General features: G+C 67.2%; 18 protein-coding genes. 7 read left to right on the top strand and 11 right to left on the bottom strand.

Annotated features, from left to right (window positions below; genetic code table 11):
* The first annotated feature begins 244 nt into the window (after positions 1-244).
* Positions 245-3,151: an autotransporter family protein gene (locus tag VGN82_RS10990; RefSeq protein ID WP_327527061.1), complete on the top strand. Its 2,907-nt coding sequence runs from the start codon at positions 245-247 to the stop codon at positions 3,149-3,151.
* A gap of 62 nt (positions 3,152-3,213) precedes the next feature.
* Here the strand turns inward: VGN82_RS10990 and VGN82_RS10985 are convergent, their stop codons facing one another.
* The gene (locus VGN82_RS10985) at positions 3,214-3,969 is read right to left on the bottom strand and encodes an SIR2 family NAD-dependent protein deacylase (RefSeq protein WP_327527060.1); all 756 of its coding nucleotides are present in this window, start codon (positions 3,967-3,969) and stop codon (positions 3,214-3,216) included.
* A gap of 141 nt (positions 3,970-4,110) precedes the next feature.
* On the opposite strand from VGN82_RS10985, the gene VGN82_RS10980 reads away from it, so the two are divergent.
* Positions 4,111-5,295, top strand: coding sequence for an aminotransferase (locus tag VGN82_RS10980; RefSeq protein ID WP_327527059.1), 1,185 nt, complete (start codon positions 4,111-4,113; stop codon positions 5,293-5,295).
* 87 nt (positions 5,296-5,382) lie between these two features.
* On the opposite strand, the gene VGN82_RS10975 is transcribed toward VGN82_RS10980, so the two are convergent.
* Positions 5,383-5,775 carry a hypothetical protein gene (locus tag VGN82_RS10975; RefSeq protein ID WP_327527058.1) on the bottom strand — a complete coding sequence of 131 codons (393 nt, stop codon included), beginning with the start codon at positions 5,773-5,775 and terminating at the stop codon, positions 5,383-5,385.
* A gap of 182 nt (positions 5,776-5,957) precedes the next feature.
* Between VGN82_RS10975 and VGN82_RS10970 the strand changes: the two genes are divergently transcribed.
* Entirely contained in the window at positions 5,958-6,932 is a 975-nt protein-coding gene (locus VGN82_RS10970; protein ID WP_327527057.1) for a VOC family protein, read from the top strand.
* Between the two features lie 46 nt (positions 6,933-6,978).
* Here the strand turns inward: VGN82_RS10970 and VGN82_RS10965 are convergent, their stop codons facing one another.
* The 3 genes from VGN82_RS10965 to VGN82_RS10955 form a co-directional block, all read right to left on the bottom strand.
* Positions 6,979-7,770 carry an SAM-dependent methyltransferase gene (locus VGN82_RS10965; RefSeq protein ID WP_327527056.1) on the bottom strand — a complete coding sequence of 264 codons (792 nt, stop codon included), beginning with the start codon at positions 7,768-7,770 and terminating at the stop codon, positions 6,979-6,981.
* A 344-nt stretch (positions 7,771-8,114) separates the two neighbouring features.
* Complete coding sequence (locus VGN82_RS10960; RefSeq protein WP_327527055.1) at positions 8,115-9,644, bottom strand: UxaA family hydrolase; 1,530 nt, start codon at positions 9,642-9,644, stop codon at positions 8,115-8,117.
* A 199-nt stretch (positions 9,645-9,843) separates the two neighbouring features.
* On the bottom strand, positions 9,844-10,185 hold the full coding sequence (locus VGN82_RS10955; RefSeq protein WP_327527054.1) for a phasin family protein: 342 nt from the start codon (positions 10,183-10,185) through the stop codon (positions 9,844-9,846).
* A 339-nt stretch (positions 10,186-10,524) separates the two neighbouring features.
* Here VGN82_RS10955 and VGN82_RS10950 point away from each other — a divergent pair, with 339 nt between their 5' ends.
* Positions 10,525-12,219: an SPOR domain-containing protein gene (locus VGN82_RS10950; protein WP_414644266.1), complete on the top strand. Its 1,695-nt coding sequence runs from the start codon at positions 10,525-10,527 to the stop codon at positions 12,217-12,219.
* Between the two features lie 63 nt (positions 12,220-12,282).
* Here the strand turns inward: VGN82_RS10950 and VGN82_RS10945 are convergent, their stop codons facing one another.
* Positions 12,283-12,996, bottom strand: coding sequence for a DnaJ domain-containing protein (locus tag VGN82_RS10945; RefSeq protein WP_327527053.1), 714 nt, complete (start codon positions 12,994-12,996; stop codon positions 12,283-12,285).
* Positions 12,993-13,736, bottom strand: a complete 744-nt coding sequence (locus VGN82_RS10940; protein WP_414644280.1) for a VWA domain-containing protein — start codon at positions 13,734-13,736, stop codon at positions 12,993-12,995. The genes VGN82_RS10945 and VGN82_RS10940 overlap by 4 nt, the downstream gene beginning before the upstream one ends.
* A 125-nt stretch (positions 13,737-13,861) precedes the next feature.
* On the opposite strand from VGN82_RS10940, the gene panC reads away from it, so the two are divergent.
* Together panC and VGN82_RS10930 are read left to right on the top strand one after the other, a co-directional pair.
* On the top strand, positions 13,862-14,710 hold the full coding sequence (panC, locus tag VGN82_RS10935) for a pantoate--beta-alanine ligase (protein WP_327527051.1): 849 nt from the start codon (positions 13,862-13,864) through the stop codon (positions 14,708-14,710).
* A gap of 19 nt (positions 14,711-14,729) precedes the next feature.
* Positions 14,730-15,824, top strand: a complete 1,095-nt coding sequence (locus tag VGN82_RS10930) for a linear amide C-N hydrolase (protein ID WP_327527050.1) — start codon at positions 14,730-14,732, stop codon at positions 15,822-15,824.
* Positions 15,825-16,412: 588 nt separating this feature from the next.
* Here VGN82_RS10930 and VGN82_RS10925 read toward each other — a convergent pair.
* On the bottom strand, positions 16,413-16,850 hold the full coding sequence (locus tag VGN82_RS10925) for a DUF1489 family protein (protein WP_327527049.1): 438 nt from the start codon (positions 16,848-16,850) through the stop codon (positions 16,413-16,415).
* A 158-nt stretch (positions 16,851-17,008) separates the two neighbouring features.
* Between VGN82_RS10925 and VGN82_RS10920 the strand changes: the two genes are divergently transcribed.
* Positions 17,009-17,779 carry an SDR family NAD(P)-dependent oxidoreductase gene (locus VGN82_RS10920; RefSeq protein ID WP_327527048.1) on the top strand — a complete coding sequence of 257 codons (771 nt, stop codon included), beginning with the start codon at positions 17,009-17,011 and terminating at the stop codon, positions 17,777-17,779.
* A gap of 76 nt (positions 17,780-17,855) precedes the next feature.
* On the opposite strand, the gene VGN82_RS10915 is transcribed toward VGN82_RS10920, so the two are convergent.
* The 3 genes from VGN82_RS10915 to VGN82_RS10905 all read right to left on the bottom strand — a co-directional run bounded on the left by VGN82_RS10915 (position 17,856) and on the right by VGN82_RS10905 (position 21,464).
* Positions 17,856-19,841, bottom strand: a complete 1,986-nt coding sequence (locus VGN82_RS10915; protein ID WP_327527047.1) for an acetyl-CoA carboxylase biotin carboxylase subunit — start codon at positions 19,839-19,841, stop codon at positions 17,856-17,858.
* 43 nt (positions 19,842-19,884) lie between these two features.
* Positions 19,885-20,544, bottom strand: a complete 660-nt coding sequence (locus VGN82_RS10910) for a cation efflux transmembrane domain-containing protein (protein ID WP_327527046.1) — start codon at positions 20,542-20,544, stop codon at positions 19,885-19,887.
* Between the two features lie 158 nt (positions 20,545-20,702).
* Complete coding sequence (locus VGN82_RS10905) at positions 20,703-21,464, bottom strand: SDR family oxidoreductase (RefSeq protein ID WP_327527045.1); 762 nt, start codon at positions 21,462-21,464, stop codon at positions 20,703-20,705.
* Positions 21,465-21,506 lie beyond the last annotated feature (42 nt).

Raw genomic sequence — 21,506 nt, 5'->3', positions numbered from 1 at the left:
ATAATGATTCAAAATTGCTTCGATTATGACACGCACCCAGCGACATCTTCGGGTTGACCAATATGGGAGAACAGAACATCAATTGCGGCATCGATATGATTATTCGGATTGTCTCATGCGACATTTGCTCCCGAACAATATTCGATCGAGCGCCGTATGCTCCGAGACTCCCAAAGCCAATTCCCTGACGACACGACCTCCCCTGCCCGAGGCCTTCGCCCCCATACATCCGTCGCGGTCCGGCTTGGCCGGGTCGCCCCCCTCTGCCGGCAGGCCGCGCCTGCGGACGCTCCTGCTCGGCGCCTCGGCGTCGTTCGCGATGACCTGCGCGCTGGAAAGCCCCGCGATGGCGCAATGCGCCCCGGCGGTGCCGGCCGCGGGCGACACCGTGACCTGCAGCGGCGGCTTCATCGGCACGGGCTTCACCGCCCCGCTCAATACCGGCATCACCGTGAATGTCGTCTCGGGCACGACGCTGGCCGGAACGGTCGACATCCAGGGGACGGGCAACAGCACGGTCAACAACGACGGCACGCTACAGGGTAGCCCCGCCCTGAACTTCGTCGGCGTCAGCGGCTTCACGAAGACGCTCAACAACACCGGCACGCTGAATGGCGGGATCGTCGGCTCCGGCGACGGCACCATCATCATCAACCAGAACGGCACCTTCAACTCCGGCGGCATCACCATTACCGGGGCCGGCGAGAACACCCTCAACGTCTTCGCCGGCCGCAACGTCAACGGCCTGGTCAACATCACCGGCTATCAGAACACGATCAACAATCTGGGCACGCTCAATGCGGGCGCGACCCTGACAGGCACGCTGCAGAACCGCTTCATCAACGGCTCCGAAGCAGGCGACCGCGGCACGGTCAGTGGGGTCTTCACGCTGACCGGCCCGTCCAACTTCATCGACAATTTCGGCACCTTCAACGGCGCCATCACGCTGACCGGCAACGGAACCAACACCATCGTCAACCGGCCCGGCGCCGTGATGCAGAGCATCGACACGACGGGCGGCACCTCGAATGACGTCGTCGACAACCTCGGCACGGTCAACGTCGCCATTCGGCTCGGCGCCGGAAACGACATCCTGACCAATCGCCCCTTCGCCCGATTCACCGATCCGGTCGAGAACGGGACGATCGAGATGGGCCCCGGCAACGACATCTTCGTCATGCTCGGCGGCACGGTCAACGCGCCGATCCTGATGGGCCCCGACAACGACCAGGCCTTCATCGTAGATGGTCACATTTCGACGAACTTCCAGGGCGAAGGCGGCGCGGACCGCCTGACCTGGAGCGGCGGCACGATCAGCGGCTTCATCGACATGGGGACCGAGGATGATCACGCCCTGTTCCTCAACCTGACGCCGACCAACCTGGCGACGGGCCTGCGCATCGATGGCGGCCTCGGCTCCGACCAGCTCGTCTGGGACAATACGCGCGGCGACGGCGTCTACCGCTATGTCAACTGGGAGCTGTTCCAGCTTACCAATGGCTCGCAGCTGACCTTCGACAACTACTCGACCCTCACGCTCGGCGATTCCGGCACCGGGACGGGCAGGCTGACGATCGATGCCACCAGCACCGTGTTCGCGGGCAACGGAACGCATACGGTGGCGCCGTTCGCCTCGGGGCTCCTGACCACGGTCGAGAACGCCGGCACGATCGACCTGACCAATGCCGGCTCCTCGGTCACCGACGCCTTCGTCATCCGCGGCAACTACATCGGCCAGGGCGGGCGCCTGCTGCTGAACACCGTGCTCGCCGGCGACGGAGCGCCCTCGGACAAGCTCGTCATCCAATCGGGCGCGGCGAGCGGCACGACCAGCCTCGGCATCACCAATGTCGGCGGGACCGGCGACCTCACCACCGGGAACGGCATCCTCGTCGTCGAGGCGACCAGTGGCGGCACGACCGTGCCGGGAGCGTTCTCGCTTTCGGGCCGCGTCGCGGCGGGCGCTTTCGAGTACCAGCTATATCGCGGCGGCGTGACTGCCGGCACGGCGCAGAACTGGTATCTCCGCAACTTCGAGCCGGATCCCGGTCCCACTCCCCCCGATCCTGATCCTACCCCCGATGGCGGCGGTGGCGACGGTGGCGGTGGAAGCGGCGGTGGCGGCGGCACCGGAGGCGGCGGCTCGGGCGGCGGCGGAGGCACCAGCGGCGGCGGCAGCACGCGGCCTGGCGTCATCCTGTTCCGTCCGGAAGTCGCACTCCAGTCGGCGATTCCCAGTCTGGCGCGAAGTGCGGCGCGCACCACGCTCGGCACCTTCCACGACCGCGAGGGCGAGCAGGTCTACGCCTCGGCCGATGGCGTCCTGCGCCTCGGTTGGGGTCGGGCCTATGGAAGTCATCACGAGGAAGCCTGGCGCGGCACCGCGAGCCCCAAATTCGACGGCTCGTTCTGGGGCCTGCAGGCCGGACTGCCGCTCTACGGCATCGACCACGCCAACGGCCAGCGCGACCGCTTCGGCATCTTCTTCGGCTACCACAACACGAGCGGAGACGTGAAAGGCTTCTCGATCGGGCGCCGCAACCAGTCGGTCGGCAAGCTCGACATCTCCAGCTACAGCGTCGGCGCCTACTGGACCCATTTCTGGAATTCGGGTGCCTATCTCGACGCCGTCGTGATGGGCTCCTGGCTCGACCAGAACGCGCGCTCGGTCTTCGGGGTGAAGGGGGACAGCCGCGGTACGATCTTCTCCGCCTCGCTCGAAGCGGGCTATCCGATCGCGCTCTCGGCAAACTGGCGGCTCGAACCGCAGGCGCAGCTGATCTTCCAGCACCAGCAGGGTGACCGCTACCGGGACCTGTTCTCGGCGATCTCCTATGACAGCGCCAATGTGCTGACCGGCCGGCTCGGCGCACGCCTTGTTGGCGACCTCGACTGGAACGGTGTCCCGGTGAAGCCCTTCCTCGTCGCCAATCTCTGGCACGATTTCGGGAACGGCTCGGACACCGTCCGGTTCAACGGCTATCCGATCCGGACGGACCGCAACGCGACCGCGCTAGAGATCGGGGCCGGCCTGTCGGCCCAGGTCACCAAGAACGTCGCGCTCTACGGCAAGGCGAACTACACCACCGAGCTGAGCGGCCAGGAAGTCCGGTCCGTCGGCGGCAAGCTCGGCGTGCGCCTGACCTGGTAAGCGCAAAGCACCGCCCGTTTCGGCACCGAGGCGGAAGGCGTGCCCGCGCCTCCGTCTACACTCTATTCCGCCAACCGACCCAGCACCGCCCCGATCTCGGCCCGCACGACGAGATCGGCGATCTCGTCCAGCTCGGTCGGTTCGCGGTTGACGATGATCAGCTCCGCGCCCTGTTTCTTCGCGATGATCGGCAGCGTTGCCGCGGGATAGACGACGAGGGACGAGCCGACGACCAGGAAAAGCTCCGACTCGAGAGCCAGTTGCTGCGCCCGGCTCATCTTGTCCTGCGGCATCGCCTGGCCGAAGGAAATCGTCGCCGATTTGACCGGGCCGGTGCACATCACGCATTCCGGCGGCTCGCCCGTCGCCTCGAAGGCCGGGCGGATGGCCGCCAGCTCGTGGCGCCAGCCGCAGGCGAGACAGGTCGCATAGGTGCCGTTGCCATGCAGCTCGATCACCTGTTCGTCGGGCACGCCCGAGGCCTGATGCAGCCCGTCGATGTTCTGCGTGATGACGGCGGGGGAACGCCCCTCCGCAACCAGCCGCGCGAGCGCCCGGTGCCCGCGATTGGGGGCAGCTCCCGCATAATGGTCGTCCATCGCGAACTTGCGCCGCCAGGCCTCGATGCGCGCTTCGCGGCTCTGGACGAAGGCTTCGAACGGGATCGGCTTGTTGACCATCCAGGGCGAGCCCGGCGAGCGGAAATCCGGCACGCCCGATTCCGTCGAGATGCCGGCGCCGGTGAGGGCGACGATGGAGGCGGCACGATCGAGCATGTCGTGCAGCGCCGCGATGGCGTCGTTGGTCTCGTCCTGCATGCGCACTCCGTTCGCTTGCCCAGCCGTCGAGATATGGCGCAGGCGGGCAGAGCATCCAAGCGGTTGGCCCATGCGTCCGCCAACATCGCATGCGCCAACATCGATTGACGGAAAGGCGGCCGCGCTCCAAAGCTGCCGGCCATGCTCGCCACGACGCCCGCCGCCCTGAACCCCGACCTCCTCGACACCGGAACCCCGCCGATCCCGCAGGCGCAGGGCTGGGCACGTGCCTATGACGGGCGCTTCGGGCCGCTGGTCGACCTGTCGCAGGCCGTACCGGGCTCACCGCCGCCGGCGGCGCTGCTGGAGCGGCTGTCGCAGGCCGCCGCCCTGCCCGACAACACCCGCTATGGCCCGATCACCGGCGACACGGCGCTGCGCGAGGCCTATGCGGCCGAGATTTCGCGCGTCTACGGCACCGCCTTCAGGCCGGCTGAGGTCGCGATCAGCTCGGGCTGCAACCAGGCCTTCGTGATGACGATGATGGCCGTGGCCAAGGCCGGCCAGAGCGTGCTGTTGCCCGCGCCCTGGTACTTCAACCACGAGATGACGCTGCGCATGCTCGGCATCGAGGCCCGGCCCCTGCCTTGCGACCCTGCAGCCGGCTTCGTTCCCGATGTCGCCACGGCGGAAGCGCTGATCGATGCGGGCACCCGCGCGATCGTTCTGGTGACGCCCAACAACCCGACCGGCGCGATCTATCCGCCCGCCACCATCGCCGCCTTCGCCGAACTCTGCGCCCGGCGCGGGCTCTGGCTGGTGCTCGATGAGACCTACCGCGATTTCCTGCCCGCGGGCGTTGCCGCACCGCATGAAGTCTTCGCCACAACGCGCTGGCAGGATTCCGTGATCGGGCTCTACAGTTTCTCGAAGGCCTATGCCGTTCCGGGCTGGCGCCTGGGCGCGATCACGGCCGGCGAGGCCGTCATGGCTCAGATCGCGAAGGTGCTCGACTGCGTCCAGATCAGCCCGGTACGCGCAGGCCAGGCCGCGATCACATGGGGCATCGAGGGCACGCGCGACTGGCGCGAGGCCAACCGCACCGAGATCAATGCCCGCGCCGCACTGTTCCGCGAGGCGATGGCGCCGCACAATGGCTGGCGGGTGCTCGCGGCCGGCGCCTATTTCGCCTATGTCGCGCATCCCTTCGCTGGCACGCCCGCAGCCGATGTTGTCCGCGAACTGGTCCAGCAGCGCGGCGTGCTGGCCCTGCCCGGCCCCTATTTCGGCCCCGGGCAGGAGCAGCATCTGCGCATCGCCATCGCCAATGTCGCCGCCGACCGGATCGGCGAACTCAGCGATCGGCTGCGCGGGTTTTCGCTCTGAACGCGTCTCGCAGGCTCGCCCCCGGCACCCTGTGAGGGAACTGCCCGGCGCTGCGGCGTCGCTTGCCCTGCATTCGATACCGGGCCTTCAGCGCAGCAGTGCCGCGTAGCGGTCGCGATAGGCCCAGACCAACAGGCCGCCGAGCACGACGAGGATCACCGCGACGGGAATGCCCTGCGGATTGATCACCAGATGGAACAGCACGATCACCGCCATCACCGGGGCGATCAGGGCGAGGCCCAGCGCCGGCGCGATATTGGTCAGCAGGCTGAGCGCTCCGACGAGGTTGACCGTCTTCAGCAGCGGCCAGAAGAAGCCGGAATTCTGCAGCGCAACCTCGAAGGCAACGCCGCGCTCGCTCGTCGGAGGATGGATCAGATGGCTGCCGGTCGCCATCCACCAGAAGCCGTCGACGGCTGAAACGAGGAAAAGCAATCCCAGCAGAACGCGCGGGACGGTGACGAGAAATGCAGTCTTCATGGTGACCCCAGCCTATGGACAAAAATGCCGGCGCGCCTGATGGCGCTGCCGGTCCGCTTCTTGGTCGCGGCAAGGACCGCCCCGGTTCACGGGCCCGCCAAGCACGCGCTTGTGAGATGCATTCCGCCGGATTCCATGGCCATCAGGGCAGAACCGCAAGCGCATTTCGAGCCCGGACCCCGATGACGATCGCCCTCACCCGTCGCACGCTGCTGCACCTCGCCGGCGCATCCTCGCTCACCGCCGCCATGACGGGCGCGGCCCAGGCCGAGGGCGGCCCGGTCGCGGCGCCGCCGGCCGGACCGGGCTTCGCCAACAAGACGCCGCTGCGCATTGGTCAGGCTGCGCTGCGCGTGCGCGACATCGAGCGCGTCAGTGCCTTCTACCGGGACGTGCTCGGGCTTTCGGTGCTGGCGCGCGGCGAAGGCGCCGTGACCCTCGGCACTGCGGACGGCGCCTTGCTGACGCTGGCTTCCCGCCCCGGCGCTGCCCTGGAGCCACCGACGCAGGCCGGCCTGTTCCACACGGCCTTCCTGATGCCGACGCGCAAGGACCTCGCGCGCTGGCTGGTGCATGTCGCGCGCAACCAGACGCCGCTGACCGGCTTCGCCGACCACAGCGTCAGCGAGGCGGTCTATCTCAACGATCCCGAGGGCAACGGCATCGAGGTCTATGCCGACCGCCCGGCCGAGCGCTGGCGCTGGGAGGCCGGCCGCGTCGTGATGGGGACGCATCGCCTCGATGTCGACGACATCCTCACGCTGACCGACACTCAGGCGACCAACTACGCCAGGGCGCCGGACGGGCTGCGCATCGGCCATGTCCATCTGCGCGTCGGCGATGTCGCGGCCGGCGACAAATTCTACAAGGATCTGCTCGGACTGTCGGCAACGAGCCGGCGCGATACGGCGAGCTTCCTGTCCTCGGGCGGCTATCACCACCATCTGGCGATGAACACCTGGAACAGCGCCGGCGCCGGCCGACGCGACGACAGCAGCACAGGGCTCGCCTGGTTCTCACTGATGACGGAGAAGCCGGAGCTGATGACGGCCAAGGCCGAGCGTTTCGCGGCGGCAGGTGTGGCTACCGCGCCCGTGGCCGGCGGCTTCGAAAGCGCCGACCCCTGGGGCACGCGCGTCAGGCTGCTGCAGGGCTGACCTCCAGCGCTTGCAGCCGGCATGGCGAGGCTTCGCCGGCGCGCTTTCAACCCTTGCGAATGACGAGCAGCACCGAGGTGAAAACGACCCCGAAACCTGCCAACTTGATGTGATCGCGGCCTTGACCTGTCTTGAGCGGCTCGTCGTAATTCAGATCCCGAGGTCCTGTGCCCGCATCGAAGTCGATCTTTTCTATTCCGCAGCGAAGCATGCGGAGCGAATAATCCAGCTCTTCCAGATCCCGCCGACGATAGACCACCGCCGGTCCACGCGTCACCGTCTTTGTATTCGACGAGACATTGTACTCGGTTGTGTGTACCGCCAATCCGCCCGGTTTCAGGAAACGCATGGCATCGCGCACGAAATCCGTACCCTTTCGCAGGCTCCCGAGGTGCTCGAACGCACAGGCGCTCCAGAGGAAGTCGTAGGAACTGACACCGAGATCGTCGTCCAACTTGCGCATGTCCGCCGCGCGGAACGCGACGCGTTCATCGAAGATCGCTCGATCGACGATACTCGGAAAGTGAATAGCGTCAGGAGTGTCGGCATGCTGCGCGCGGTTGGTCCAGCTCGGCCTCTTCGCTCCCAACCCGAGGTCCGTCGCGAGCACGTCGACGCCACATGCTGCAAAGTACGAACTCAATGGCTCGCGCCCGACGGCGAAGCCGAGGCCGCGACGGCCCGGTTGCAGCATACCGCGCTCGTCGAGAGCCGCGGTAATCGCCGTAAATTCCCAAGCCTTTCGATTGACGACATCTCCCAATCCGAGCCGTTGGGCAAAGCACCGATGCCATTCGGTTGAAAAATGCTCTTCACGACATACGGTCGAACTCGGCATGGCAGTCCTCGAAGCTGAAGCTGCCGGATACCGCAAAGCGGCGGAATGACCAAGGGTAAGGACCGCCGGCACTCGCGGGCGCCTTCGCTCGGCCAAATCGAGAGATTGGGGGCCGAAATGACAAATCAGGCGCTCGCGTCCACGCCTATCACGGCGTCGGAAATGGGCGCCCTGCAGCGATGCGAGGCACAGGCGACGACGTGCCTAACAGACTGTCGCTGCGCAGCGCCATGCCCGCCTGCAAATTGGAGGTTAAAGTGAGCGAGGTTCACAGCGCCCGGTTCTGCAGGCCACCGCGCCGGGATTGCAGGCGACCGCATGCAGAACATTGATATCGTGAATCATCACATCGTCGCGCCGATCTGCCAGGGCACGAACTCGGCGTCGCCGTAGCCCATCTCTTCGGACTTCGAATGTTCGCCTGACGCGATGCGCAGCAGGTAGTCGAAGATCTCCTGCCCCTTCTCCTCAAGCGTCACGCCGTCGAGGACATCGCCGCAGTTGATGTCCATGTCGTCGGTCTGCTTCAGATACATCGGCGTGTTGGTCGCGAGCTTGACCGAGGGCGTCGGCTTGCAGCCATAGGCCGAGCCGCGGCCTGTCGTGAAGGCGAGGATATTGGCGCCGCCGGCGACCTGGCCCGTCGCCGAGACCGGGTCGTAGCCGGGCGTGTCCATGTAGACGAAGCCCTTGGACTTCACCGGCTCGGCGTAATTGTAGACGGCGGCGAGCGTCTTGGTGCCGCCCTTGGCCGCGGCACCCAGCGACTTCTCCAGAATGGTCGTGAGCCCGCCGGCCTTGTTGCCCGGCGACGGGTTGTTGTTCATGTCCATCCGGGCGCGCGCCGTATAGTCCTCCCACCACTTGATGATGCCGACGAGCTTCTCGCCGACCTCGCGGGTCGCGGCGCGGCGCGTCAGCAGATGCTCGGCTCCGTAGATCTCCGGCGTCTCGGAAAGGATCGCCGTGCCGCCATGCTCGACGAGGATGTCGACGGCCTTGCCCAGAGCCGGATTGGCGGTGATGCCGGAATAGCCGTCCGAGCCGCCGCATTGCAGGGCCAGCATCAGTTCGGAAGCCGGTACCGTCTCGCGCGTCGCGCGGTTGGCGATCGGCAGCATGACCTTGAGCGCCTCGATTCCGGCGGCGACAGCCTTCTTGGTGCCGCCGGTTTCCTGGATCGTCAGCGTCCGGAAGACGTCGCTTTCCTCGACGCCATAGGCGTCCTTCATGCGCTTGATCTGGAAGCCCTCGCAGCCGAGGCCGACGACAAGCACGGCCGCCATGTTCGGATTGCAAGCATAGCCCCAGGTCGTCCGCTTCAGCACCTCGAAGCTCTCGCCATTGTAGTCGATGCCGCAGCCGGTGCCGTGGGTCAGCGCGATGACGCCGTCCACGTTCGGATAATCGGCGAGCAGGCCGGAGCGCTTGACCTCCTCGGCCATGAAGCGCGCGGCGGAAGCCGAGCAGTTCACCGAGGTCAGGATGCCGACGTAATTGCGCGTCCCGGCCTTGCCATTGGCGCGGCGGAAGCCCTGGAAGGTCGCCTGCTGTTCGACCGGCAGCACGAATTCGGGCTTGGCCTCGGCGCAGAAGGCATAGTCGCGCTCGAAGGAATGGAAGCCGGTATTGTGCTCATGCACCCATTCGCCGGGCGGAATGTCGACCGTGGCGAAGCCGATGATCTGGCCGAATTTCCGGATCGGCTCGCCGGTCGCAATCGGCGCCAGCGCCAGCTTGTGGCCGCGCGGAATCCGCTTCAGCGCCGTGACGCCTGCCGCAGTGACACCGACATCGATCGGATCGACGGCGACTGCGACATTGTCGGCAGCGTTGAGCGTGAGGGTACGCGGCGGGATCGCTTTGTCGAGCATGGGAAGGGACCACTGGCTTGCAGGCCGCGGCACGCCGCGACGATCCGCCAAGACATGCGCCTCCTCGCGACAGTTTTCAATCGGTTCAAACAGGCGGCAGGTTTGTCACGGATCGGTGCAACGCAAAAAGCCCGGCCGTGAGGCCGGGCTTCGTATCGTATCAGCGAGCCGGCGCCGCTATCCGCGGCGCGACCTCAGCTCACTTGGTGGCCGGAGCGACCTTGGCGACGATGCCTTCGAACGGCTTGTAGGCGTCCTTGGCCAGCGAGGTGTAGAGCTCGCCCATCTTGGTCGCCTGAGCGACCGCGCCCTCGAAGGCGGTCTTGATGTAGTCGGCCTGGATCTCGAGCGCCTTGTCGAAGGTCTTGACGGCGGCGAGCTTCTCGAGCGTCGCGGTGCCGGCTTCGAACGACTTCTTGGCATAGTCGGTCGCCTCGACGGCGATGGTCTGGACGCTCTTCGAGGTGGCGCCGAAAGCCTTCAGGGCCGCATCGACGTTCTCTTTGGAGGCCTTCTGGATCGTCTCGAACTGCTGGATCATGTTTCTTCCCTCGGCACGGAGTGCCGCCTCTTGCTGACGAGCCTGACGGCCCGGGTTTCTCGCCCCAAAGCCAGATGAAAAGCGTTCACCACCGGGACTGCCCTCATATTGTGCACCGCAACATGAATGTCAAGGACACGCTGCATTGCATCAGACGCAGGCTCCCCGCATCCGCGCGCCCCGCCGAGATCGTTAGCTTTTTAACGGCTCCGTAACCGCATCGTCCTAACCTCCCTCACTGTGTCCCATATGCCACGTCGCCAGATGCGGCCTTGGGACCGGGACGAGAGTTCTGGTTGAGGCAGGTCCATGGTGTTCAGTTGCGTTGGGTCCCGGCGCGTGCGTTTTCGCGCGCTCGTCGGAATGATCGGTATCGCCGCGGTTGCGGTCGCAGCCGTCGCGTCTCCCGCCGAAGCGGCGCGCAAGAAGCGGCGCCATGTCGGTGGCGGCTACGCCCCTCCTTATGCCGCGATGGTCGTGGACGTGAAGTCCGGCCGCACCCTGCATGCGGTCAATGAGGACGCCCCGCGCATCCCCGCCTCGATCACCAAGGTGATGACGCTCTATTTGCTGTTCGAGCAGCTCGAGCGCGGCAAGTTCAACATGAACTCCGAGTTGACGGTCTCCGCCTATGCGGCGCGTCAGGCTCCCTCGAAGATCGGCTTCACGCCGGGCGAGACCATCGAGGTGCGCGACGCCATCCTGGCGCTCATCACCAAATCCGCGAATGACGTCGCCGTCGCGATCGCCGAGAACGTCGCCGGCTCCGAGGACGAATTCGCCCGCATGATGACCGCCCGGGCGCGCTCGCTCGGCATGCGCAGCTCGACCTTCTACAATCCGCACGGCCTGCCCCACAGCCCGCCGAACATCACGACCGCGCGGGACCTGACCATCCTCGCCCGCGCGATCCAGGAGCGCTTCCCGCGCTACTACCCGATGTTCTCGACGCGGGTGTTCAACTATGCCGGCGGCGCCTACCGCAACCACAACAAGCTGCTCGGCCGGATCGAGGGCGTGGACGGGATCAAGACCGGCTACACCAACCTCTCCGGCTTCAACCTGATGACCTCGGCCAAGGCCGATGGCCGCCATGTCGTCTCGGTCGTGCTCGGCGGGCGCTCCGGCGCCTCGCGCGACAAGATCATGGCCGACCTCGTCGTCGCCAACCTGCCCAAGGCTGCCACCAGCGGTCGCGCTTCGACCATGGTCGCCGAAGCCCCTGAGCCGGAAGAGAGGCCGCAGGAGCGCGTGCATGAGCGCCAGCGCCCGGCTGCCCCGGTCGTGGCCGCTGCCCCGGTCGTGGCCGCCGCCCCGGCCGAGCCTGCGCCGATCCCGGTGCCGCGTCCGCGCATCGAGGCCGAGGCGCCCGTCCCGGCCGCGGCCCGCGCCTATGCGCCCGTCCCGACCACGACCCCGATCGCGCCGCCGCGCCCGCTGAGCGCCAACGCGCAGCAACTGCAGATCTCGGGCATGCGCCCCGTCACCGCGACGACGACCCCGCCGGCCATGCGCTGGTCGATCGGCGCCCCGGCGGCCGACGGCAAGATCATGCGCCCGCCGGCGAATGTCGACGTCACCTCCTCGATCGCCAAGGTGGCCGAGCCCGAGGAGAAGCCGGTCGCCAAGCTTGCCGAGCACAAGTCCGCCCCGGCTCCCGCCGCCGCCCCACTCCCCGGCCCGACCGAGAAGGCGCGCGACGCGGGCACGACCACGCTCGCCAAGCTCGCCGAGAAGGCTCCCGAGCCGGTGAAGGCGAGCGAGAACCGCCCGGCCGTCGCCACCGCCGGCAAATGGATCATCCAGCTCGGCGCGACCGACGATGAAGCCAAGGCCAAGGACATCCTCGCCCGCGCCCGCGCCAAGGCCTCCGGTCCGCTCGCCGTCGCCTCGGGCTTCACGGAGAAGGTGGAGAAGGGCGGCTCGACGCTCTTCCGCGCCCGCTTCGCCGGCTTCGAGGAATCCAAGGACGCTCAGAACGCCTGCGCCAAGCTCAAGCGCGACGGCTTCGCCTGCTTCGCCACCCGCGGCTGACGGACAAGGATAGGGAACGCCGATATGACGTACCAGACCTCCTCCCTGTTCCCCGCCGGCCCTTCACTTCAGAAGGACGTCCTTGGCCTGGTTGACGCGAGCGGCAAGACCGCTGGTGCCCCCGGCGTCCGGGTGGATGCGCTTCATCAGGGCGCGATGGGCCTCGCGGATCGCCTCCTCGCCCGCCCCCGGCTGAAGCCCCAGGATCTCGTAGGCCTCCTGATGCGTCATCGCGCCCGTGCCCGGCGCGCGGCCCTGCCCCGCGTCGCGGTGACGATCAGCGTCTTCACGCCAGCCGGGCGACCGGCGGTCGAGATATGCCTCTAGCAGGCGGGCACCTTCCGGATCCCGCGCCAGGCATTCGCGCATCAGCGCACCGATCTCGGCGAGAGACAGATCGTCGAGATTGCGCCCGGCGAAGCTGCCGCCACTGACCGTTCCGGTCATCGCCCCGCTGTCATGGTCGAGCTCCATCGCGAGCAGCGCCGAGGTGACCTTCGAGCGCGCGCCGGGCGTCGCGGCCGCATCCTGGCCCCAGGGAAAGCGGATTCCACCCGGGCCGGTCGCGCTCCAGCCGAGCAGCCAGGCACCGATGCCGCCCATGAACAGCGCCATGTCCATCCGGCCGCGCATCATCAACAGCCCGGCGACGCCGAGCGAGAGCACGCCGCCGCCGCTCTTCACCACCTTGGCCAGAATCTTCGGGTTGGCGCTGGCGAAGAGCTTCGACAACCACCAGAACAACAGCACCGCCAGGATGCCGTAGAGCAGCGTCACCGGCGATCTCCATCGATTGCGCCAAGCAGCCCGCGTACGGCCGGACTCGTGCCGGCGAGCTTCATCATCGCCTCGCGCCCGCCAGCGGCATAAGCCGCGGCCCCGCGCAGCAGCTCCAGCAGCGAGTGCGGCGCATTCACGTCGAAGCGCGCATGCGCCCCTCCGGTTAGGCGCGCCATCATGGCGAAGGCTGCGCTTGCCGCCGGGTCGTCTCCTTCCTGGAAGAGGAAGCCGCGGATACCGCGCAGGCCAAGTTCGCCGGCGACCGCCGCCAGCGTATCCGCCTCCTCCTCCATCGCATCGCCGACGAGGACGAAGGCGCGGATCGGCACGGCCTTGGCCTCGTCGCGGATATGCTTGAGGACCCGGGCGATCTGGGTTTGGCCGCCCTGGCAGGCGATCGTCGTCATGAGCCCGGTCAGGCGTCGCGGCTCGCCGATCCAGCCCGAGGCCCGGCATTCGCCAAAGCCACGAAAATAGACGAGCTGGACGGCAAGCCCGCCGCTCGTCGCCGCGACATCGAACATGCGCGCCTGCAGCGAGCAGGCGAGATCCCATGTCGGCTGGCGGCTCATCGTCGCGTCGAGCGCGAAGACGAGGCGCCCCGCCTGGCCCGTCGCCAGCGGGGCCAATTGCTTCGCGGCTCCGAGGAAGCGGTCGATCTCGCCCGGCGCCGATGGGCGGGAGCCAACGCCCGCGCCGGCAGTCTTGTCCAGGGCCCTGTCGGTCTTGTCAGTCATCAGCATGATATTGGCGGTTCTCCGGACATTTGCTACCCGTCAGCGGACACGACGCGTCCCACTTCACAGCCCTCTTCGGGATGAGGGCCGGCGAAGCGACAGGCACACGAAAGAAGGTGACGCCGATGACCGGGATCGCGGTATTCGAGACGGTGGCCGCGATGCGCGCCGCGGTGGCTGGATGGCACGCAGCCGGCGAGAAGGTCGGCCTCGTGCCGACCATGGGCGCGCTGCATGAGGGCCATATCGCCCTGGTGAAGGAAGCGCAGCGCCATGCGCGGCGCGTGATCACCACGATCTTCGTCAATCCGACGCAGTTCGCCCCGCATGAGGACTTCAAGAAGTACCCGCGCACCTTCGACGACGATTGCGCCAAGCTGGTCGAAGCCGGCGCGGATGCGATCTTCTTTCCGCCGGTCGAGGAAATGTACCCGCCCGGCTTCGCCACTCGCGTCTTGCTGCTCGGTCCGGCGGCCGTCGGCCTCGACGACCGCTTCCGCCCGACGCATTTCGAGGGCGTCGCCACGGTCTGCTGCAAGCTCTTCACCCAGAGCCGCGCCGATCTCGCCGTCTTCGGCGAGAAGGACTACCAGCAGATGAAGGTGGTAACGCGCATGGCCGCCGATCTCGATCTCGGCATCGAGATCGTGCCCCTGCCGACCATCCGCGAGCCAGACGGCCTCGCCATGTCGTCGCGCAACCGCTACCTCTCGCCCGAGCATCGCGCGCTGGCGCCGCTGCTGCATCAGGTGATGCAGGCACTCGCCGTCCGCATCCGCAATGAGGATCCGCTCTTCCAAGCCGTGAGCGAGGCGCAGACCGAGATCATCACCGCCGGGTTCGAGCTCGATTATCTGGAAGCGCGCCACGCCCAGTCCCTGGCCCCCGTGACGTCGCTGGCGGACGGGCCGATCCGGATTCTGGTCGCGGCGCGGATCGGCGGCACGCGCCTGATCGACAATATCCCGGTCTGACCGCGGCAGGAGGACGATGATGAGCGAAGCGCTTCAAGGTCGACTGGGGTTCAGGCACCGGGCAAACCGCCGGATCGCGGCGCTCGCCCTCGCCGGGCTACTCCTCGCGGACACAGCCGCTCAGGCCTGCACCCGGTTGGTCTATTTCGGTGCCAACGGGCAGGTCATGACCGCGCGCTCGATGGACTGGAAGGTCGATGTCGCGACCAATCTCTGGGCCTTGCCGCGGGGCATCGAGCGCAATGGCGAAGCCGGGCCGAACTCGGTCAAGTGGACTGCGAAGTATGGCAGCGTCGTCGCCTCGGGCTACGACGTCTCGACCACGGATGGCCTCAACGAGGCGGGGCTCGCGGTGAACCTGCTCTGGCTGGTCGAATCCGAATATCCGAAGTTTGACGCCAACGCGAAGCCCGGCCTCACCATCGCAGCCTGGGGGCAGTATGTGCTCGACAACTTCGCCACGGTCGCGGAGGCGGTCGAGGCGCTGCGCAAGGAGCCCTTCACCGTCGTCACCGACGCGGTGCCGGGCGAGACCCGCATGACGACGCTGCATCTCTCGATGTCCGATCCTACCGGCGACAGCGCCATCATCGAGTATATCGGTGGCCGGCAGGTGATCCACCATGACCGGAAGTACCAGGTCATGACCAACTCGCCGACCTTTGACCAGCAACTGGCGCTGGCCGAATACTGGAAACAGATAGGCGGCACCGTGATGCTGCCCGGCACCAACCGCGCCTCGGACCGCTTCGTCCGGGCCTCGTTCTACGTCAACGCCATTCCGAAGTTCGACGATCCCAATCGCGCCCTTGCCAGCGTCTTCAGCGTCATCCGCAATGCCTCGGTGCCCTTCGGTCTGACGACGCCCGACCAGCCGAACATTTCTTCGACCCGCTGGCGCACCGTCGTCGACCATGCCCGCAAGCTGTATTTCTTCGAATCGGCGCTGACGCCGAACACGTTCTGGGTCGACCTGAAGAAGCTCGACTTCGCGCCCGCGGCAGGTGTCCGCAAGCTCGATCTCGGGCAGGACCAGGACCACACCTATGCCGGCGACGCGACGGCGAGCTTCGTGCCTGCCAAGCCCTTCGCCTTCCTCGGCCTGACGCGCTGAGGACGCCGCTAGAGCAGGCCCACCCCGGGAGTTCGCGCCGCCGCATCCTTGGCCTGCAGATCGCCTGCCTTGGAAGGTCCGGAGCGGACGCGGCCCGCCCGGTTCCATCACAAGATGGCTGCGGCCAATGCCCTCGCCACCGGTGAAGGGCGGAAATCGGTCAGATGCTGCCCTGTCGATCCGCCTGCTGGTCGCCGCGCGGATTGGCGGCACGCGCCTGATCGACAATATCGGGGAGTGACGGGTTGGGCTCTGGCAGCGCCAGGCCGCGCTCTCAGTGCGTCGCGAAGGTCGTTGGCCAGTGCTTCGGCGCGGACCGGCGGCGCTGGGCGGCGCGCCGAGCAGGCCGGGCCCGGTTCAGCCCGGTGAGGTAACGTCCATGCATCCCGACGCCGCTGGTGAGGCGGACATCCAGCCGCTTGGCGAGGGAAAGGACGACGGCAAGAGTTCTGAACATGGTGTTCTACTTTGATGCGTCCGGCCGATACGACCGGCGGCATGCAAGAAGATAGAACCACCTCCATAGGTTATCGATGGTGGCCGAGCCTGATCGGCATAAAGATGTTGTAGGGAAAATCGTCCCGGCGCTCAGAGCAGCCCCAGCCCGGCAAGCTCGCGCCGCATCTCTTCCGGCATCTCGCCGAGGCCGCTGCCGCGATCGGTCAGATCGCGCGGCGCGTCCTTGGCCTGGAGATAGCGCCAGCCCTGGAAGGGCCGGAACGGCCGCGGCTCGACGGGCACCACGACCGGCTCCATCACCAGATGGCAGCGGCCGATGCCCTCGCCATCGGTGAAGGGACGGATATCGGTGAGACGCTGGCGGGCCGAGATCTGGCCCTTGATCACCCAATAGAGCGAGCCGCCATCGAGGATCTCCTCGATCTTCTTGGGCACCATGCGGGTCGTGTGGGTCTGCTCCTGCGGCAGCCCCAGCCGGCGCTCCAGCGCCATCCGCTCCTCGATCCATTCCTCGAGGTCGCTGATCGATTCCGCGCCGACGCAGAGCTTGAGCAGGTGGAGAGCCATGCCGCGCAACCTAATGCCGACGCGGCGACCCGGCCAGCACCTGCGGCATTTCTCCACAGATGCGGCAAGGGCACATATCGTTCTCCGCCGAAGCGAAACGCAGACCCGAGCATGACGGGCGGGACTGCGCTATCAATGCCGAAAACAGGGAGGCATTCATGCTCGGACTTGCAGGCAAGGTCATTCTCGTCACCGGCTCCTCGACCGGGATCGGCCAGGCGATGGCGAAGCGTCTTGTCGATGAGGGCGCGAAGGTCCTGATCCACGGGCGCGACCCGGCAGAGGTGGCAGCGGCGGTGTCCAAACTCGGATCCTCCACGCACGGAGCGACCGGAGACCTCGCCGACCCCATGACGGCCCAGGCCATCGTCGACGCAACCTTGCAGGCCTTCGGGCGCATCGACGGCCTGGTCAACAATGCCGGCATCTATCCGCGCGGCGTCATCGGCGAGACCACGGCGGAGTTCTTCGACCACATGTTCGCCGTCAACACCCGCGCCCCGCTGCTCTGCGCCGAGGCCGCCATCCGCGCCTTCCGCCGGCAGAAGTCCGGCGGCGCGATCGTCACCGTCGGCTCGCTCAACGCCTGGTGCGGCCTGCGGAACCTGACCGTCTATTCCATGTCGAAGGGCGCGCTGATGACGATGACCCGCAACCTGGCCGACGCGCTCGGACCGGAGCGCATCCGCGTCAACCAGCTCAATGTCGGCTGGACCTGGACCGCCAACGAGGATGCGACCCAGCAGCGAGAGGGCCGCAAGCCCGGCTGGGAGAAGGACGTGCCGCTCCGCAACGCGCCGAGCGGGCGCATCATGCAGCCGGAGGAAATCGCTGCCCACACCGCCTTCTGGCTCTCGGACGAGAGTGCGCCGGTCTCGGGCCAGATCTATGAAGCCGAGCAGTTTCCGGTCATCGGGCGGTTGGGGTAGCGAGAAAGTTCGCCGTCACTGCGAGGCCCTGAATCAGTCCGCGAAAGAACGACCGCAACCGACTCCACGGCCTCGCCTATTCCCCCAGCACCACCACCTTGGCCCCTTCGGCCACCTGCGAGCCCGGCACGCCCGCGACCTCGCTGACGGTGCCGTCGCGCGGAGCGGTCAGCACATGCTCCATCTTCATCGCCTCGACGATGGCAAGGCGCTGGCCCTTCACCACCGCGTCGCCGACTGACACGAAGAGCGCGATCAGCTTGCCATGCATCGGCGCCTTGACGACGCCACCCGAGCCCGCCGCCGCGTCCAGATCGACGCCGAAGGGATCGAACAGCGAGACCGCCGTCTGCCGCCCGCGATGGAGCGCGAAATAGGCCCCTGGCTCGGCTTCGGCGAGAGCGACCTCATGCTCGCCCTCACCGATGTCATGGCCCGGCAGGCTGACGATGGCGCCGTCCTCATGCCATTCGATCCGGGCCTCGATGCGCTCGCCATCGACGTTCAGCGGCAGACCCAGCGGAGGGCGCGGCATCAGAGAGAACGCGTCGGCATCGAGCCAGGGCGAACGATGCTCGCCATCGGCCCGCTCGGACGCCAGCGTCAGCCCGGCGAGCTGGCGCTCCTCCTCGAGCTGGAGTGCCGCCGCCGCTACCGCCGCCGCGTCGAGCGGCTGCGGCTCGGCGCCGAGCGCCGAGAGGTTGCGCTCGATGAAACCTGTGTCGAACGGCCCGTCACGGAACCCCTGCGCCTCGGTCAGCGCCTTGAGGAAGGCGAGGTTCGTACGCGGGCCGGCGACCAGGGTCTCGCCCAGCGCCTCGCCGAGCCGGTCCAGTGCCTCATCGCGGGTCGCGCCATGGGCGATGACCTTGGCGATCATCGGGTCATAGAACGGCGTCACCGTATCGCCGGCCTCGACGCCGGTATCGATGCGGATGCCCTCGCCCTCGGGAAACTGCAGCGCCCAGAGCTTGCCGGTCGAGGGCAGGAAGCCCTTCTCCGGATCCTCCGCATAGAGCCTCGCCTCGACGGCATGCCCGGTCGCGCGGACGTCCTGCTGAGCGAAGCCCAGCGGCTCGCCGGCCGCGACCTTCAATTGCAGCCCCACCAGATCGAGCCCGGTGATCGCCTCCGTCACCGGATGCTCGACCTGAAGCCGGGTATTCATCTCCATGAAGTAAAAGCGATCGGCCTGGAGCCCCTCGCGCCCGTCGGCAATGAACTCGACCGTGCCGGCACCGACATAGCCGACCGCGCGGGCGGCTTCGGTCGCGGCCCTTCCCATGGCGGCGCGGACCTCAGCGGTCATGCCCGGCGCCGGCGCTTCCTCGATCACCTTCTGGTGGCGGCGCTGCAGCGAGCAATCACGTTCGTAGAGATGCACGACATTGCCATGGCTGTCGCCGAAGACCTGGATCTCGACATGACGCGGCGAGAGCACATACTTCTCGACCAGCACCCGGGCATCGCCGAAGGCGTTCTGTCCCTCGCGCTGGGCGCTCGCCAGCGCCTCGTCGAAATCTTCCGGCCGCTCGACGCGTCTCATGCCCTTGCCGCCGCCGCCGGCTACGGCCTTGATCAGGACGGGGTAGCCGATCCGGCGCGCCTCGCCCCGCAGGAAATCGGCACCCTGCTCGGCCCCGTGATAGCCCGGCACCACAGGCACATTCGCCTTCTCGACCAGCGCCTTGGCGGCATCCTTCAATCCCATCGCGCGGATCGCGGAAGCCGGCGGCCCGACGAAGACGATGCCGGCTGCCGCGCAGGCCTCGGCGAAATCGGCATTCTCGGAGAGGAAGCCATAGCCGGGATGGATGCAGGCGGCGCCGGCCTGCTTGGCGACCGCCAGGATCTTGTCGGCGTCGAGATAGCTTTCGCGCGCCGGTGCCGGACCGATCGGGTAGGCCTCGTCCGCCATCTGTACGAACAGCGCCTCGGCATCGGCTTCCGAATAGACCGCGATCGTGCGCAGGCCGAGGCGCTGCGCCGTGCGGATGACCCGGCAGGCGATCTCGCCGCGATTGGCGATCAGGATGGAGGGCAGTTTCTCGGCGATCGACATGGGCCAGAGTCCTTGGCGGCATTCCTCGGAAGGCGTGCCGCCTTTATAGCCCGGCCGCCTGCCCTGTCGCCGCCTTATCCTGCACAGGCGGATCGGCAGGCTTCCCGCGCAGGGAGCGCCAGATCGCCCATGTCGCCTGGAAGCAGATACCGGCGACGAAGAGGTCGAACAGATATTCCGGCCAGCGCACCGGCGCGACGCGGGCAGCGAGGCCGAGCAGTGCGAAGCCGGTCGTCGAGATCACGTCGTTGCGCGACGACAGCCAGGTCGCCTTGATGACGGGATTGTCCTCGCGCCGGAAGCGCCAGAGCACGCCGACGATCAGGATCGCGATGACGACAGCGCTGCCGGCCGAGAAGCCGAGCGCCCAGACCTCGATCGGCCGCGGCGCAATGATCTTCGCGGCGAGATCGTAGAACGTGTGCAACCCCGCCACGGCCATCACCGCGCCGATCGCCATCGCCGCCAATCGCTCGGCCCGGCCGTCGCGCCCGAACACGAGCGCCGCGATGCCATAGAGCGCGACGTCATAGACCCAATCGACGCCGTCCTTGAACAGTTGCGCGTTGCCGACGGCGAGCGCCCAGGCGACGACACCAATGGCGAAGACGAGGATGCCGAGCGCGATGCCCCAGATGGTGAGCGTGTAGGCGCGGGCCATGGCCCGGCTCACGCCAACGCCGCCATCTTCAGGCTCCAGCATCGATCATCCCCACACCGTCATTCCGGACAAGCCGCGCAAGCGGCGCCGCTCCGGAATCCATCGTAGAACGCATCGCCCTTCGATGGTTTCCGGATCTCCGCTTCGCTGCGTCCAGAATGACGAGGAGGTTCGACGGCAAGGCGGTAAGCCAGCCCCGATCACCCACGCCCGACGAAGGGTGCGTTCGTCGCCATCACCGTGACGAACAGCACGTTCGCCTCCGGCGGCAGGGCGGCCATGTGCAGCACCGTCGTCGCGACGTTGTCGACGTCCATCACCGCCTCGACCTTGATCGAGCCGTCGGCCTGCGGCACGCCGGTCGTCATCTTGCGCGCCATTTCGGTCAGCGCATTGCCGATATCGACCTGGCCGACGGCGATGCCGTATTTGCGCCCGTCGAGCGACGCGGTCTTGGTCAGGCCGGTGATGGCATGCTTGGTCGCCGTGTAGGCGACCGAGTTCGGCCGCGGCGCATGGGCCGAGATCGAGCCGTTGTTGATGATGCGGCCACCCTGCGGCTGCTGATCACGCATCGCCTTGAAGGCCTCCTGCGTGCACAGGAACGGGCCGGTCAGGTTGGTGTCGACGACCTTCTGCCAATCTTCCAGCGAGAGATCTTCGAGCATGATGCCGCCAGGCGCATTGACGCCGGCATTGTTGAACAGCACGTCGACCCGCCCGAAGGCTTCCTTCGTCTTGGCGAACAGGTTCGCGACCGAGGCCTTGTCGGTCACGTCGGTCGGCACCGACAGAACCTGCGACGCCGGCGCGCCGGACAGCGCGGCCGTCTCGTCCAGCGCATCCTTGCGACGCCCGGCCAGCACGGTGCGGTAGCCGTCCTTCAGAAAGGCGAGCGCCACGGCCCGCCCGACGCCCGAGCCTGCTCCGGTGATGATGGCGACCTTGTTGTGCGACGACATGGCGTATCCTCAGTTTTCTTGTCGGCTAAACCGTTTCAATCG

Source organism: Allobosea sp., assembly GCF_035999205.1.
Lineage (GTDB): Bacteria > Pseudomonadota > Alphaproteobacteria > Rhizobiales > Beijerinckiaceae > Allobosea.
Note: the sequence above shows the minus strand (reverse complement) of the source record. Positions and strands in the feature narration are given on the sequence as shown.

Coding starts and splice junctions, on each gene's coding strand:
- VGN82_RS10905 (WP_327527045.1), bottom strand. CDS start 21,464: ATGTCGTCGCACAACAAGGTCGCCATCATCACCGGAGCAGGCTCGGGC.
- panC (WP_327527051.1), top strand. CDS start 13,862: ATGACCGGGATCGCGGTATTCGAGACGGTGGCCGCGATGCGCGCCGCG.
- VGN82_RS10955 (WP_327527054.1), bottom strand. CDS start 10,185: ATGATCCAGCAGTTCGAGACGATCCAGAAGGCCTCCAAAGAGAACGTC.
- VGN82_RS10920 (WP_327527048.1), top strand. CDS start 17,009: ATGCTCGGACTTGCAGGCAAGGTCATTCTCGTCACCGGCTCCTCGACC.
- VGN82_RS10910 (WP_327527046.1), bottom strand. CDS start 20,544: ATGCTGGAGCCTGAAGATGGCGGCGTTGGCGTGAGCCGGGCCATGGCC.
- VGN82_RS10940 (WP_414644280.1), bottom strand. CDS start 13,736: ATGACTGACAAGACCGACAGGGCCCTGGACAAGACTGCCGGCGCGGGC.
- VGN82_RS10970 (WP_327527057.1), top strand. CDS start 5,958: ATGACGATCGCCCTCACCCGTCGCACGCTGCTGCACCTCGCCGGCGCA.
- VGN82_RS10930 (WP_327527050.1), top strand. CDS start 14,730: ATGAGCGAAGCGCTTCAAGGTCGACTGGGGTTCAGGCACCGGGCAAAC.
- VGN82_RS10915 (WP_327527047.1), bottom strand. CDS start 19,841: ATGTCGATCGCCGAGAAACTGCCCTCCATCCTGATCGCCAATCGCGGC.
- VGN82_RS10975 (WP_327527058.1), bottom strand. CDS start 5,775: ATGAAGACTGCATTTCTCGTCACCGTCCCGCGCGTTCTGCTGGGATTG.
- VGN82_RS10960 (WP_327527055.1), bottom strand. CDS start 9,644: ATGCTCGACAAAGCGATCCCGCCGCGTACCCTCACGCTCAACGCTGCC.
- VGN82_RS10985 (WP_327527060.1), bottom strand. CDS start 3,969: ATGCAGGACGAGACCAACGACGCCATCGCGGCGCTGCACGACATGCTC.
- VGN82_RS10965 (WP_327527056.1), bottom strand. CDS start 7,770: ATGCCGAGTTCGACCGTATGTCGTGAAGAGCATTTTTCAACCGAATGG.
- VGN82_RS10980 (WP_327527059.1), top strand. CDS start 4,111: ATGCTCGCCACGACGCCCGCCGCCCTGAACCCCGACCTCCTCGACACC.
- VGN82_RS10925 (WP_327527049.1), bottom strand. CDS start 16,850: ATGGCTCTCCACCTGCTCAAGCTCTGCGTCGGCGCGGAATCGATCAGC.